This is a genomic window from Massilia sp. (assembly GCF_031995545.1).
Classification (GTDB): domain Bacteria; phylum Pseudomonadota; class Gammaproteobacteria; order Burkholderiales; family Burkholderiaceae_D; genus Telluria.
Genome location: NZ_DAMAGA010000016.1, coordinates 1 through 14,823 on the forward strand (window position 1 = coordinate 1; position 14,823 = coordinate 14,823).

Consider the following 14,823-nt stretch of genomic DNA (forward strand, 5'->3'; position numbering starts at 1 on the left):
CGCCGGCGCGCGCCGCTTCCACCGCCGCGTTCAGGGCCAGGATATTGGTCTGGAAGGCGATGCCGTCGATCACGCCGATGATGTCGACGATCTTGCTCGACGATGCATTGATCGAGGCCATCGTCTGCACCACGCGCGAGACCACCGCGCCGCCGTGGGTGGCGACGTTCGAGGCCGACTGCGCCAGTGCGTTGGCCTGGCGTGCATGCTCGCCGTTCTGGCGCACGGTGCCGGCCAGCGCTTCCATCGAGGCGCCGGTCTGCTCCAGTGACGCCACCTGCTGCTCGGTGCGCGCCGACAGGTCCTGGTTGCCGTCGGCGATCTGCGACGAGGCGGCGGCGATGGTATCCGTGCCCTGGCGCACCTGGTTCACCACGTTGGCCAGGCTGTGCTGCATGGTGGCCAGCGACGACAGCAGTTGCGCGATCTCGTCCTTGCCCTCGACCTGCACCGGATGGGTCAGGTCGCCGCGCGCCACGGCATCGGCGGCATCGACCGCCTGCCCGATCGAACGGGTCACGCTGCGCAGCACCAGCATCACCACCAGGCCAAGCGCCAGCCCGAAGCCGACCAGCACGACGACTGCGCGCCACAGGTCGGCGATGAAGGCATCCTGCAGGTCGTCCATGTACAGTCCGGTCATGAAGGTCCAGTCCCATGGCTTGTAGGTCAGCACGTAGGCGCCCTTGGCGAACACCTGCTGCTGATCCGGGTGGCCCGGTTTCGGCCACACGTACTCGACCCAGCCTTCGCCGGTGCTTCTGGCAACCGCAGCGACCTCGCGGTACAGGTAGGTGCCCTCGGTATCCTTGAATTCGGTCAGGTCCTTGCCGATCAATTCGGCCTTGATCGGGTGCATCAGCATGGTCGGATGCGAATCGACCACAGTGTAGTAACCGTCGGCACCGTAGCGCATCGACTTCAGGCGCTGCAGCACCTGTTTCTTGGCCTCGGCTTCCGGCAGCGTGCCGGCCGCGGCCAGCGCCGCGTATTCCTTGACGGTCGACATGCCGACGTCGGTCGCGAACTTCAGGGCGACCCGGCGCTCTTCCAGGCGCTGCGCCTTGCTTTCATGGATGTGGAAGATGGTCATGGCCGACAGGGCCAGCCAGCTCAGGACGAGCGGAAGATACAGTTTGGCGCGGAAACTCAGTGTCATGGTCGAAGGGGGCGAGGAAATAATTGCAAGAAGTTTCATTGATATTGCAAAAGAGCAACTTCATACATGAACCTGAAAACTTCTGGTTTCCGATACACACCACTCACGCGTCAACTGTGGTTCACGATGCCGGCCTAACCACGGCAGCGCCGGCTACAGGGTCGAGAAGAACAGATCGAGCGCCGGCCGCGCGCGCGGCGCCTTGTGCGACGACGCGGTGCCGACGCCGATGAAGCAGATCGCCTGCTCCGTCGCTTCCAGGCGCAGCAGGCGCCGCATGCCGGCGCTGTCCATGGCATTGCCGCTGGCCAGGCCGCTGGCGAAGCCCAGCGCCTGGGCACCGACCAGCACGTTCTGGATCGCGCAGCCGAGCGAGACCAGCTTTTCGCTCTTCGGGATCGCTTTCGCATCCGGATTGTCGCGCGCCACCGCCACCAACAGGCAGGGCGCGTGGAAAGCTTTGGCACGCGCTGCCGCCAGGGCCTCCGGGCCACAGGCCGGGTCGCGCAGCAGCAGCGCTTCGGCGAACACGTCGCCCAGGTCCGCGCGCCGCTCCTGCCCGATCAGGACGAAGCGCCACGGCAGCAGCAGGCCATGGTCGGGCGCATGCGCCGCCGCTTCGACGATGCGCTGCAGTTGTGCAGCGTCGGGACCGGGAGCGACCAGCCGGCGCAGCGACACATGGCGGCGCGCCGCCAACGCCGACCAGTAGTCATCGGTGTCGGGAGATCGGGTGCCGGTCATCATTGGGCCGGATCAGCCAGCGGCAGCGACACCGTGAAGGTGCTGCCCTGCCCTGGGCTCGCGCTGGCCGCCGTGACCTCTCCGCCGTGCAGGGTGGCGATGGTCTTGACCAGTGCCAGGCCGATCCCGAGCCCGCCCTGCGAACGGTCGAGTGCGCGCTCGGCCTGGGTGAACAGGTCGAACACGTGCGGCAGCAGAGCACCGTCGATGCCGATGCCGTTGTCCTGCACCGTCAACGTCGCGCTCGCGCCGTCGGTGCGCAGCGCCAGGCTGACCGCCCCGCCCTGCGGCGTGTACTTGGCGGCGTTGTTGAGCAGGTTGGCGACGATCTGCACCAGCCGGTTGCGGTCGCCCTCCACCAGCGGGTGCGCCGCTCCGGCATGCACCGTCAAGGCATGCCCCTTGGCGGCAAGGAGCGGCCGCGACTGCTCGACCGCGCTCTCCACGACGGCGCCAAGGTCGACCCGTTCCTTGTTCAGTTCGACCAGCCCGCGGGTGACGCGCGACACGTCGAGCAGGTCGTCGACCAGCGCGCTCAGGTGGCGTGCCTGGCGGCCGATGACATCGCTGGCCTTGGCGACCCTGGGGTCGCCGCCGGCGAACATGCACAGCATCTCGGCCGCGCTGGTAATCGGCGCCAGCGGATTGCGCAGCTCATGCGCCAGCATCGCCAGGAACTCGTCCTTGCGGCGGTCGGCGTCCAGCAGCTGCTTCTGCGCACTGCGCAACTCGGTAATATCCATGTTGGCGGCCACCGCGCCGATCACGCGTCCCGTCTCGTCGCGCAGCGGGGAACTCGACACCACGATGGTCCCGCGGCTGCCGTCGCGGCGCTCGATGTCCAGCACCGCGTCGCGCGTATGCGTGCCTTGCTTCAGCGACATCGCGCACGGCCATTGTTCACCCGGGATGCGCTCGCCGGTCTCGGTATGAAAGCCCAGGTAGCTGTCGTAGTCGATCACCGAATGCAGGCTGCCCGTGGACGCCCAGGTCCGCTTCCATTGCTCGTTCTCGATCAGCAGCGTACCGCTTTGGTCGAGCATGATGAGCCCGGTGGGAATGGTGTCGACGATGGCTTGCAAGCGCGCCCGTTCGGCTTCGAGCTGCTGGCGGCTGAACGCCAGTTCGCGCTCGGCCGCCTTGCGTTCGCCGATGTCTTCGATCACCGCGATCGCATAATCGGCCTGACCCTGGAGGTTGCGCACCAGGGACAGCGTCAGCCTGGCCCAGAGCGCCTGCCCGCTTTTGTGCAGCAGGCGTTTCTCGACCGTGCACGATTCGAGCTCGCCACGCGCCATGCGTCCGAACGGCACGGCATCGCAGTCGGCATCGAGGGGGTGGGCAATATCGGCCCATCCCAGCACCAGCATCTCGTCACGCGAACGCCACAGCATCTGGCACAGCGCCTGGTTGACCTCGAACCAGCGCCCGTCGGCAAAGCGCACGAAGCCCATCCCGAGCGCAGATTGTTCGAACAGCGCGCGAAACGCCGGCTCGCTGCCGGCAATCGTGGAATCGTAGAGGGGCTCGGTCATCATGGCGGCATTTTAATGCTTTTTGCACTCCCGGCCGCACGCGCATGGCCGGGCATGGCATCCGGACATGCGTTCATTCCGATACCGCTCGAGCTCAGCTGCCGAAATAGCGCCCGGCGCGGTGCCAGGCCATGACCATGCTGCTCATCGCCACCGCCGACAGCGCCGACCAGGCCACCAGTTGCGGCGCCACCAGCGACAATGCCACCAGCAGGATCACGGCGTCGATCATCACCTGGGTGCGGCCGGCGTTTATGCCGTACTGCTTCTGCAGCCACAGGGTGACGATGCCGGTGCCGCCGACACCGGCGCCGTGGCGCGCCAGCGCCAGGATGCCCATGCCGCAGAAGGTGCCGCCGGCCAGTGCCGCCACCGCCACGTGTACGTGGCCGATCACCAGCACATGCGGCACGGCTTTCAGCAGCAGCATGATGGCCACGCTGCCGGCCAGCGATTTGATGGTGAACAGCGGCCCCATGAACAGGTAGCCGAACAGGAAGAACGGCACGTTGATCAGCATGAACAGGAGGCCCACCGGCATGCCGCTGAAGTAGGACGACAGCAGCGCGATGCCGGCCACGCCGCCGGTGATCAGGCCGGCCGCCTGCAGCAGCACGATGCCGGCGCAGACGAACAGCACGCCGACGGCGATGCCGTAGACATCGTCGAGAAGGGTATGGGGTTTGACCGGCATCGGGCGGCTCGCGCTTGGCGTGGGGCCCGGGAAAGCAGCCTGCCGCGTCATTGCGCGCAGCTCCGGCCAGCGTCGCACGCTGTAGCAGCGGACATGGCAAGCGCAGGGCAGGACGGACGCTGGAGCAGCGTGGCGAGCAGGCGATACTGGTTCATGTTGTACAGTGTTCTGAGGGTGGAACGCGATGGCAACCGACGGTCCTGGCTTGGGCCGGATGGTGCCGGGAGCCGGGCCGTCGCGCCAGTCCCGGTTGGGGGCTGGACGCCATCTTGCGCGAAAGCGCCGCCATTATCGCTTATGTTGCGGCGCAATGTCGATACAGAACACGTTTGAACCCTTCAACTGTGGCGTCACGGCAGGAAATTCCACAAGAGCGTGCGGCGTCGCACCATGCGGGTGCGGGTTACACCCGATTGTGCACCCGATTGATGCTGAACGACGCCCTCAGGCAGTCAGCTTGCGCATCTGCGCGATCAGGTCGGCCTTGCCCTCGAAGCCGATGCCCGGCAAATCGGGCATGGTGATGTAGCCGTTGTCGACCTTGACGCCATCCGGGAAGCCGCCATACGGCTGGAACAGGTCCGGATACGATTCGTTGCCGCCTAGGCCGAGGCCGGCCGCGATATTCAGCGACATCTGGTGCCCGCCGTGCGGGATGCAGCGCGCCGGCGACCAGCCGTGCTGGCGCAGCATGTCGAGGGTGCGCAGGTATTCCACCAGGCCGTAGCTCAGCGCGCAGTCGAACTGCAGCCAGTCGCGGTCGGCCCGCATGCCGCCGTAGCGGATCAGGTTGCGCGCGTCCTGCATCGAGAACAGGTTCTCGCCGGTGGCCATCGGCTTGTCGTAGTAGTTGCGCAGCGTCGCCTGCAGCTCGTAGTCGAGCGGGTCGCCCGCCTCTTCGTACCAGAACAGGTCGTACTGCGACAGCGCCTTGGCATACCTGATCGCGGTATCCAGGTCGAAACGGCCGTTGGCGTCCACCGCCAGCTTCTGGCCGTCCCCCAGCACGCTCAGGATCGAATCGATGCGGCGCAGGTCTTCGTCGAGCGAGGCGCCGCCGATCTTCTTCTTGACCACCGTGTAGCCGCGGTCGATGTAGCTGCGCATCTCGTCCTTCAACTTGTCGTGGTCCTGGCCCGGATAGTAATAGCCGCCGGCCGCGTAGACGAAGATCTTCTTGTCCGGCGTGCCGTTGCCATAGCGTTCGGCCAGCAGCTGGAACAGCGGCTTGTCGGCGATCTTGGCGACGGCGTCCCACACCGCCATGTCGATGGTACCGATCGCCACCGAGCGCTCGCCGTGGCCGCCCGGCTTTTCGTTGACGAACATCGCGGCCCACACTTTATGCGGGTCGAGGTTGTCGCCGCCGGCGTCGAGCAGCGAGGCCGGGTCGGCTTCCAGGATGCGCGGGATGAAGCGTTCGCGCATCAGCGTGCCCTGGCCATAGCGGCCGTTGGAATTGAAACCGTAGCCGATCACCGGCTTGCCGTCCCGGAGGACGTCGGTGACCACGGCGACGACGCTGAGCGTCATCTTGCTGAAGTCGATATAGGCGTTGCGGATCGGGGAGCTGATCGGAACAGTCTTTTCGCGGATGTCGACGATTTTCATGCGGGTCTCCTGAGGGCGGATATTGGGTCGAGCCGACAGATTATTCGCTTTATAGGAGGTTATGATTCAGGATTCTTTACAAGATTCTTCACCCAAAGTGAAAAGCGACCTCGCCTCCCAGCTCGAATTCTTCGTCCTGCTGGCGCGCCACGGCAGCCTGTCGGCGGCGGCGCGCGCGCTCGACATCACGCCGCCGGCCGCCACCAAACGCCTGTCGCAGCTCGAGGAACAGCTGGGCGTGCGGCTGGTGAACCGCACCACCCGCACCAGCAGCCTGACGCCGGAAGGCGAAACCTACCTGCACTACGCCACCCGCATCCTGGCCGAACTACGTGAAATGGAAGATGCGGTGTCGAGCACGCGCTCGGTGCCGCGCGGTCTGCTTCGCGTGAATGCGTCGCTCGGTTTCGGGCGCACCGCGATCGCGCCGATCGTTTCCAGCTTCGCGCGGCGCTATCCACAGGTCGAGGTGCAGCTGGACCTCAGCGACCGCCCGGTGGATCTGGTGGCCGACGGCGTCGACCTGGCGATCCGCTTCGGCGCCCCGCCCGACCAGCGCCTGGTGGCGCGCCGCATCATGTCGAACCGGCGCTTCCTGTGCGCGGCGCCGCGCTACCTGGAACGCCATGGCGCGCCGGCCACGCTGGCCGACCTGGCCGCGCACCACTGCATCATCCACCGCCAGAACGACGAGGCGCACGGCGTCTGGCGCCTGGAGCGTGACGGTCAGATGGAGACGGTCAAGGTGCGCGGCATGCTGGCCTCGAACGACGGCGACATCGCGCTCGGCTGGGCGCTGGACGGGCATGGCATCCTGGTGCGTTCGGAATGGGATCTAGCGCGCCACGTCGAGAGCGGCCGCTTGACGGTGGTGCTGCCACAGTACGTGCAGCCGGCGGCCGACCTGTTCGTGGTGTACCCGAACAAGTCGCACCAGTCGGCGCGGGCGCGCGCGTTCATCGACTTCCTGGTCGAGCAGCTCGGGCCGGGGCCGCGGATCGAGTCACAAGTCGACCTCACGTCGCCAGCATGACGGCGGCGGTGCCGACCAGCACCGCGCAGAACAGCCAGCGCAGCAGCGGCGCCGGCAGCTGGTGTGCAAGATGCACGCCCCACGACACGCTGAGCACACCGCCGAGCGCCATCGGCAGCCCGGTCTCCCAGTCCACCTGCCCCGCCTGGCCATAGGCCGCCAGCGCGATGAAGGCGCCCGGCACCACCAGTGCCAGCGCCGTGCCCTGGGCGCGCGTCTGCTTCATGCGCAGCAGGCTCACCAGCGCCGGCACCACCACCAGCCCGCCGCCGATGGTGAAGAAGCCCGACATGGCGCCGCTAGCCACGCCGATCACCGGCAGCAGCGGGCGCGGGATCGGCTTGCCCGGTTCGTCGTGCGCGGCCTTCCCTTTCGGCCAGCCGAAGTACAGCGCCAGCGCGATCAGGAACAGGGCGAAGGCGACGTGCAGGACATCGGCGTCGATGCCGACCGCCAGGCGCGCGGCCAGGTAGGTCGTCACCATCGAAAACACGCTGATCATGGCCACCGAGCGGAAGTCCACCGGGTTCTTCTGGTGATAGCGCAGCAGGCCGAGCAAGACGTTGGGAGCGATCATCACCAGCGCCGTGCCCTGGGCCAGGTGCTGGTTCATGCCGTACAACAGGCCCAGGATCGGGATCGCGATCAGGCCGCCACCGATGCCGAGCATGCCGCCGGCGACGCCGAGCGAGGCGCCGAGGCTGAAGTTGGTGGCGAGCGAAATCAGGGACAGCGTCATGGTGCGGCATGGTCGAGTGAAAGGCAGGCGTAGTGTAGCTGTCCGCAGCGGTTTTATAATGCAGCCACCTTTCATCTATTCATAAGCTGAACTGACTAATGAGCCGCATCGCCGACCTGGAGTTTTTCGTGGACCTGCTCAAGCACGGTTCGCTGGCCGCGCTGGCGCGCGAACTGGGCGTGACGCCGCCGGCGGTCAGCGCGCGCCTGGCGCAGCTGGAAAAGCGCCTCGGCGTGCGCCTGCTGAACCGCACCACGCGCCGCATCAGCGTCACGCACGAGGGCGAGCTGTATCTGGCCACCGGCGCGCGCCTGCTGGGCGAGCTGGAAGACCTGGAGCAGCTGGTGTCGAACAGCCGCGCGGTGCCCAAGGGACGCCTGCGCGTGAACGCCAGCTTCGGCTTCGGGCGCCAGCACATCGCGCCGGCCATCGCCGCGTTCGCGCGGCGCTATCCGCAGGTGGAGGTGCAGCTGGAACTGACCGACCGCTCGCTGAACCTGGCCGACCGCGCCTTCGACGTCGGCATCCGCTTTGGCGAGTTGCCTGATTCGCGCCTGGTGGCGCGGCGCGTCGTGGGCAACCGGCGCCTGCTGTGCGCGGCGCCGTCGTATCTGGCCGAACACGGGGTGCCGGCGACGCCGCGCGAGCTGCAGTCGCACCAGTGCATCGTACTGCGCCAGAACGACAGTGCGTTCGGGACCTGGCATTTCACCAAGGGCAGCCGGCAGGAGACGGTCAAGGTACGTGGGACGCTGACGTCGAACGACGGCGAGGCCGGGGTGCTGTGGGCGCTGGACGGGTTCGGGATCATGATGCGCTCGATGTGGGACATTCACGCGCATGTCGCCAGGGGGCAGCTGGTGCCGGTACTGGAGGATTGGGAATTGCCGAGCGCGGATGTGTATGCGGTGTATCTGGAGCGCGCGACGGTACCGGCCAAGGTGACGGCGTTTATTGATTTTCTGGTGGAGTGGTTTGGGCGGGAGGCGGCGTGGGTTGCACCGGTGTCCGCGCAGCTACGGGGTAAGTGAGCAGGCCCGCTGCTCTTTTTAGTTTGTTACCGCATAAAACGTCATCCCCGCGAAGGCGGGGACCCAAGTTCGATGCGTAGCACCTGCTTCAAACGAAGTGGCTGCGCGTGCAAACTTGGGTCCCCGCCGAGTGCGACGTTCGTCCGGGATGACATGCTGAGGTTAGCGGTTCGATGAAACGCTAACTCACAACAAACAACTTACTTCGCTTCCGCCGCCGCCAGCGCCGTCATGTTGACGATACGACGCACGGTCGCGCTCGGGCTCAGAATGTGCACCGGCTTGGCCGCGCCCAGCAGGATCGGGCCCACGGTCACGCCCTTGCCAGCAGCGACCTTCAGCACGTTGAACAGGATGTTGGCCGCATCCAGCGACGGCATCACCAGCAGGTTCGCGCTGCCCGCGAAATCGCCTTCGATGTTGTAGATCTCGCGGATCTCCTGCGACAGCGCGGCGTCGCCGTGCACTTCGCCGATCACCGCCAGTTCCGGCGACTGCTCTGCCAGCAGCGCGCGCGCTTCACGCATGCGGCGCGCCGATGGACGCTCGGACGAACCCTGCGACGAGTGCGACACCAGCGCCGCCTTCGGCTCGACGCCGAAGTGCTGCAGCATCGACGCCGCCTGGCGCGTGATCGCGGCCAGTTCCTGGGCGCTCGGCTGCTCGTTGACGTAGGTGTCGGTGATGAACAGCGTGTGCTTGTCCAGCACCAGCGCGTTCATCGCGGCCAGCACTTCGGCGCCCGGCGCGGTGCCGATTTCGTTCTTCACGTGTTCCAGATGGCTGTCGTAGCTGCCGGTCATGCCGCAGATCAGGCCATCGACTTCGCCCGCTTTCAGCAGGCGCGTGCCCTGCAGCGTGGTGTCGCCTTGCGCCGCGACCACGGTATAGTCGCTGCCGGCTTGCAGACGCAGACCGGCTTCCTTGACCGCGCGTGCGATGTCGTCGGCGGCGCCGATCAGCACCGGATGCGCCAGCTGCTCGTCGACCACGGTCTGCACCGCACGCAGCACGCGCTTGTCCGTCGCTTCGGCGTACGCCACCTTGCGCAGCGTGGCCTTGGCCTTGGTGAACACGGGCTTCATGAAGAAGCCGGTGTGGTAGATCATCTGGCCCAGCTTGTCGCGGTAGGCATCCATGTCCTCGATCGGACGGGTCGCCACGCCCGAGTCAAAGGCGGCTTGCGCCACGCGCGGCGCGATCGCGGCCAGCAGGCGCGGATCGAACGGCTTCGGGATGATGTATTCAGGGCCGAAGGTCAGGTCCTGGCCTTCGTAGGCCAGCGCCACCACGTCGCTCGCTTCGGCTTCGGCCAGTTCCGCGATCGCGGTCACGCAGGCCAGCTTCATTTCGTCGGTGATGCGGGTGGCGCCGCAATCCAGGGCTCCGCGGAAGATGTACGGGAAGCACAGGACGTTGTTGACCTGGTTCGGGTAGTCCGAACGGCCGGTGGCAATGATCACGTCCGGACGTGCGGCCTTGGCCACTTCGGGACGGATTTCCGGTTCCGGATTGGCCAGCGCCAGGATGACCGGCTTGTCGGCCATGGTCTTGACCATCTCGGCGGTGAGCACGCCGGCGGTCGAGCAGCCCAGGAACACGTCGGCGCCGTCGACGATGTCGGCCAGCGTGCGCGCGTCGGTCGCCTGCGCGTAGCGCGCCTTGTTGACTTCCATATTGGCTTCGCGGCCCTGATAAATCACGCCGCGCGAGTCGGTGACCCAGATGTTCTCCTGCTTCACGCCCAGCAGCACCATCATGTCGAGGCAGGCGATGGCGGCGGCGCCGGCGCCCGAGGCGACCAGCTTGATCTGGCCGATGTCCTTGCCGACCACTTTCAGCGCGTTGAGCAGCGCGGCGGTCGAGATGATCGCGGTGCCGTGCTGGTCGTCGTGGAAGACCGGGATGTTCATGCGCTCGCGCAGCTTCTTCTCGATGTAGAAGCATTCCGGCGCCTTGATGTCTTCCAGGTTGATGCCGCCGACGGTCGGCTCGAGCATCGCGATGGCGTCCACCAGCTTGTCGGGATCGAGTTCGTCCAGCTCCAGGTCGAACACGTCGACGCCGGCGAACTTCTTGAACAGGCAGCCCTTGCCTTCCATGACGGGCTTCGAAGCCAGTGGGCCGATGTTGCCCAGGCCGAGGACGGCGGTGCCGTTCGAGATCACGGCCACCAGGTTGGCGCGCGACGTGTAGTCGGCGGCGGTAGCCGGGTCGGCGGCGATTTCCTCGCAGGCGTAGGCCACGCCCGGCGAATACGCGAGCGAGAGGTCGCGCTGGTTCGACAGCGGCTTGGTGGCCACGACTTCGATCTTGCCGCGCGTCGGGCTGCGGTGGTATTCGAGCGCGTCGAGGCGCAGCTGGGTGTTCTGGGTTTCGTTGAGCGTGCTGTCGGTACTCATGTGTTTTCCTATAGCTTGTAATGCGAAATCTGGTGCTGCTGCCGGCACCAGGCGCGGTCAGTCGGACGGCCGCGTTTCCTGGTGCTTGTTGGTCGTGCCCGCGCAGCGACTGGTGCGTGCGCAGGGGTGGGACATTCTATCCGAATACCACCATTGATGGGTTGTCAATGCCAATTTGCCAGCGTCTGCGGTGGCGCGTTTCGGGTCACGCCGCCCTGTCCCGAAGCGGACGTTGTCGAAATGATCAACATGCTAAGCTCGTTTTACATGTAATCAGCTTAGGAGAATGCGATGACGAGCAATACCGATCGACCACTGGCGCTGATCACCGGCGCCTCCAGCGGCATCGGCTACGAGCTGGCGCGCCAGTTCGCCGCCGACGGCTATGACCTGTTCCTGACCGCGACCCAGCAGGCGGGACTCGAACGCACCGCGAGCGAAGTCAGCGCCAGCGGCGCGCGGGTGGAGATCTTCACGGCCGACCTGACCGAGTACGACGGCGTCGAACGCTTGTTCCAGGCGGTGCGCGCCACCGGGCGCCCGCTGGCGGCGGCGGTGCTCAATGCCGGCGTCGGCCTGGGCGGCTACTTCGTGGGCGGCACGGAGCTGGAAGACGAACTCAAGATGATCCAGCTGAATGCGGTGTCGCAGGTGCACCTGACCAAACTGATCGTGCCGGACATGGTGGCGCGCCGCGCGGGCAAGCTGCTGTACACGGCGTCGATTTCGGGCACCATGCCGACACCGTACGAGGCGGTGTATGGCGCGACCAAGGCTTTCCTGATTTCGTTCGCGGAAGCGGTCAAGTCCGAGATCAAGGACAGCGGCGTCGAGATCACCCTGCTGCTGCCGGGCCAGGTCGACACCAACTTCTGGCCGCGCTCCGGGATGGTGGACAACAAACTGGCGGTAGGCGAGAAGGCGTCGCCGGTGAAGGTGGCGGAGGAAGGCTATCAGGCCTTCAAGAAAGGCGAAGACCGCGTGGTGGCGGGGATGGTGAGCAGCAAGATCATCGGGAATGTGGTGAACAACCTGGCGCCGGATACGGTGAAGGCGGATCTGCATGCGAAGGAGGCCAAGCCGGGGTCGGGCTTGAAACAGTAGCCGCCGGCGGCGCCGTGGCTCTTCGGCGGCCGCGGCGCCCTGCTGCAGCGGAACCGATCAGAACCAATCGCCCACGGACATCGATGTACGCTTGATCCGGTTGATCCTGCAATCAAGGATTACTTCGGCATCCTTGCGCTTGGAGTCGGCAGCTGGCTAAGCCTGGACTTCGGATCTTTGACCATCGTTGACGTTTCGATTTGCGTATTGCACCTCATTGCCATGAGACCGCTGCTGCATCGCATACCGGTATTTCTCATCGCCACCCAGGTACACGACGCGCGGATCGGACGGTAACGTCGCGTCCGTTGCAAAGCCGGCCAGGGAATCGTGTACATAGTTATCGAAAAAAGCAATGATCGTTTCATCCTGCAAGCCCTTGTTGTGGATGAACTCATTTTCGTATGCCTCGAGCATGACCTTGTAGTGCGGACGTAATTCGCCGCGCCTGGCGCTGTCCGGGTCGCCGCCGAAAGTGCCGCGCTTTGTGAACACATCGCGCACGGCTTTCACATCTGCCATGAGTTGAGCATCGTACATATCAACCATGCCCGAAAACTCGCTCATGTCCGGCTGCGCATCGCGCTTGGCTTTCGCACGCAAATAGTTATCTTCTGCGACTCTCTGGCGATTTTTGGCGCTTTCCCGCTCGGCTTCATACTTGGGCAGATCCTTTGGCGTCGGGTTACTGTAATTGCTTTGGACGTAACTCAACCAACGTTGCTCCGCGATTGCCACATCCCTGCGTGCCTGGTTATTGATGTCTTCGAGGCGGGATACTTCCCTGTCCAATGACGCCGTTTCATTCTTAAATACCGCATCTGCGCGTCGAACATCGTTGGCCTCATTTCTGTCGCCACCCATCTTGCGTCGAATCGCCCGGAACCGCCACGCAAAATAGAAACCCATATGCGCGTTGATCAACGGCCCCAGATTGGACATACCGGCGAACTTGCTATGATAATAATTATAATGCTGCAGCAATGTGGCACTAGTCTCGAAATCTTGCGCCTGGAGAGCGCTCCACGCCGTCCTGGGCAGCAGCGGCACACCATGTTCCAGGGCGAGTTGATACATCGAACTCAATGTCACGAGGGAGAAGAGTGCCTGGCGCTCTTTACTGCGTCCGCCCTCGCCTTCTCGATAGCCACCACCGACATCGGAATGCGCGCCAGGGAACACCGTTTCATGAAAATGCTCGGGCTTGATGACCTGCCCGTCTCTCAGCACACTGATACTATCGACCGGAAACGAATTACGCACTTCATGTGCGGCTACGAAATGCCGGACGTGTTCGACCACGTGTGGGATCGCCATCAGGTTGCCCCAGTCACTGTGCCCGTCATACACTCCAGGCGCAGGATCCGCACCGGGCGCCGCACCGGGTGCGAACGCAAGCGCGTCAGGCCGAAGCTTCGCTAAAACGGGGGCATACGCGCGTGTCGCGATAAGTTGTCGGATCCCGATACCCGACGCGACGATATCCAGGTTATTGGTGCTCATCGGCAATCCAACAGATGCGACCGTGTCGAACAGCCCCATGAATCGGATACGCAACCGGTGATTACCCTGCTTTAGCCGGCACCCGCCGGACTGGATCACGCAACGCTCTTTGATCAGGATATTGGAAAATGCCCGAGCCATTGCGGCGCCTCGGCTGAAACCAAACAGCGCAACGTTGATTTCCACAATCTTATTACCCGGTGAATTAGCACGGGCCAAGTGGCTTTGAAGCAGTTTGTCGAATTGTTCCAATGCCCAGTCAAGACGGACCTGTCCATATCGTCCCATGCCGAGTCCGAGCTTTCCGCCGCCGTTGTCACCGACTTCGCGAAAATAGGTGCCCACGCCAGGCACGTATACCCGATAGATGCCCGCTACCGGGTCGACATCCGCATGCACCCTGTATAGCCTTGCAATATTACTGTGCTTGAACGTGCCGATATCCGCATTCAGGTTATTTCCGGTGCCGTCGAAGAAAAAACTCAGCCATGGCTGCTGTTGACAGCTGGTCGGCGCCGGAGCGCTGTCCGCTTGGCTGGCCACGGCCAAGCCCGCGGAAGCCGAGGGGGTCCTGACGGCACGCGAGGCCTCTGCCACCAGGAATTGCGCCTGATCGACCCCATCGCGCAGTGCGTCCTCCTGCGGGCGCAGAGCGGGCGATTTGCTGTCCCCTACCGAATCATTCTGCGGGCTTTTTGTCATTCGGGCACCTTGGAAAATCCGATTGATCGTTTCTCTCTTTACTGAGCGACAGCCGAGGTGCTGACAGCTCCTTCGTGACCACCACCTGTACCGAATCGTCCGGGTAGAAATGCACTTCCATGTATTCGCCTTTTCCGGACGTAGTTTCAGTCACCACTACTTTTTTTTCTTTGTAGAATGAATGCAAGGTGTTGTAGACCTCGTTCGAGTAGCTCGATGGCTGGCGGTAATAGCATGCATCCGATTGCCACCGCACAGTGACCGTCTTTGGCTTGGGGCCGGGCTGGTAGAGCACGCAGCAAACAATCCCGCCGCCGCCACTGTCGGGAGAACTCACGTTGATGTTCCCCCCCCCCTGACCGTCCACGCTAAATGAATCGATATAACGGTCAGTATAGTTATAGCCAACCAAGGCAAGCGTGCCAGGCTCATTGCGCGCTGCTTGCGCGTCGCCAACCGGTGACGCGATTGACCCCTTACCGCAACCAGTAATGACCATAATGACTGCCGCCAAAAAATAACGAAGCACAAGCTCGCGAAATTCGAACTGTCGGTTCAATCGATGC

The 14,823-nt window shown here is 64.4% G+C and carries 12 protein-coding genes; 3 read left to right on the plus strand and 9 right to left on the minus strand.

The window, feature by feature from the left end; genetic code table 11:
• From RTQ83_RS13175 to RTQ83_RS13195, 5 genes are all read right to left on the minus strand, one after another.
• A partial coding sequence (locus RTQ83_RS13175; RefSeq protein ID WP_312515149.1) for a cache domain-containing protein occupies window positions 1-1,159 on the minus strand: 1,159 nt, incomplete at its 3' end.
• Between the two features lie 153 nt (window positions 1,160-1,312).
• Complete coding sequence (locus RTQ83_RS13180; RefSeq protein WP_312515152.1) at window positions 1,313-1,906, minus strand: nitroreductase family protein; 594 nt, start codon at window positions 1,904-1,906, stop codon at window positions 1,313-1,315.
• Entirely contained in the window at window positions 1,903-3,441 is a 1,539-nt protein-coding gene (locus RTQ83_RS13185; RefSeq protein WP_312515155.1) for an ATP-binding protein, read from the minus strand. Before RTQ83_RS13185 ends, RTQ83_RS13180 begins: the two co-directional genes overlap by 4 nt.
• 91 nt (window positions 3,442-3,532) lie before the next feature.
• The gene (locus tag RTQ83_RS13190) at window positions 3,533-4,183 is read right to left on the minus strand and encodes a YitT family protein (protein WP_312515158.1); all 651 of its coding nucleotides are present in this window, start codon (window positions 4,181-4,183) and stop codon (window positions 3,533-3,535) included.
• A gap of 393 nt (window positions 4,184-4,576) precedes the next feature.
• Window positions 4,577-5,743, minus strand: a complete 1,167-nt coding sequence (locus tag RTQ83_RS13195; protein WP_312515163.1) for a mandelate racemase/muconate lactonizing enzyme family protein — start codon at window positions 5,741-5,743, stop codon at window positions 4,577-4,579.
• A gap of 97 nt (window positions 5,744-5,840) precedes the next feature.
• Between RTQ83_RS13195 and RTQ83_RS13200 the strand changes: the two genes are divergently transcribed.
• Window positions 5,841-6,776, plus strand: coding sequence for a LysR substrate-binding domain-containing protein (locus tag RTQ83_RS13200; protein WP_312515166.1), 936 nt, complete (start codon window positions 5,841-5,843; stop codon window positions 6,774-6,776).
• On the opposite strand, the gene RTQ83_RS13205 is transcribed toward RTQ83_RS13200, so the two are convergent.
• The gene (locus RTQ83_RS13205) at window positions 6,760-7,515 is read right to left on the minus strand and encodes a sulfite exporter TauE/SafE family protein (RefSeq protein ID WP_312515169.1); all 756 of its coding nucleotides are present in this window, start codon (window positions 7,513-7,515) and stop codon (window positions 6,760-6,762) included. The genes RTQ83_RS13200 and RTQ83_RS13205 overlap by 17 nt on opposite strands.
• 98 nt (window positions 7,516-7,613) lie before the next feature.
• Here RTQ83_RS13205 and RTQ83_RS13210 point away from each other — a divergent pair, with 98 nt between their 5' ends.
• Complete coding sequence (locus tag RTQ83_RS13210; protein ID WP_312515172.1) at window positions 7,614-8,546, plus strand: LysR substrate-binding domain-containing protein; 933 nt, start codon at window positions 7,614-7,616, stop codon at window positions 8,544-8,546.
• A 200-nt stretch (window positions 8,547-8,746) separates the two neighbouring features.
• On the opposite strand, the gene RTQ83_RS13215 is transcribed toward RTQ83_RS13210, so the two are convergent.
• Window positions 8,747-10,948 (minus strand): NADP-dependent malic enzyme, encoded by a 2,202-nt coding sequence (locus RTQ83_RS13215; protein ID WP_312515174.1) that lies wholly within the window; start codon window positions 10,946-10,948, stop codon window positions 8,747-8,749.
• Window positions 10,949-11,239: 291 nt separating this feature from the next.
• Between RTQ83_RS13215 and RTQ83_RS13220 the strand changes: the two genes are divergently transcribed.
• Window positions 11,240-12,052: an SDR family NAD(P)-dependent oxidoreductase gene (locus RTQ83_RS13220; RefSeq protein WP_312515177.1), complete on the plus strand. Its 813-nt coding sequence runs from the start codon at window positions 11,240-11,242 to the stop codon at window positions 12,050-12,052.
• Between the two features lie 156 nt (window positions 12,053-12,208).
• Here the strand turns inward: RTQ83_RS13220 and RTQ83_RS13225 are convergent, their stop codons facing one another.
• A complete protein-coding gene (locus tag RTQ83_RS13225) occupies window positions 12,209-14,257 on the minus strand; it encodes a DUF2235 domain-containing protein (RefSeq protein WP_312515180.1) in 2,049 nt (682 codons plus the stop codon).
• Window positions 14,235-14,816 (minus strand): DUF3304 domain-containing protein, encoded by a 582-nt coding sequence (locus RTQ83_RS13230; RefSeq protein WP_312515183.1) that lies wholly within the window; start codon window positions 14,814-14,816, stop codon window positions 14,235-14,237. Before RTQ83_RS13230 ends, RTQ83_RS13225 begins: the two co-directional genes overlap by 23 nt.
• Between the last annotated feature and the right edge of the window lie 7 nt (window positions 14,817-14,823).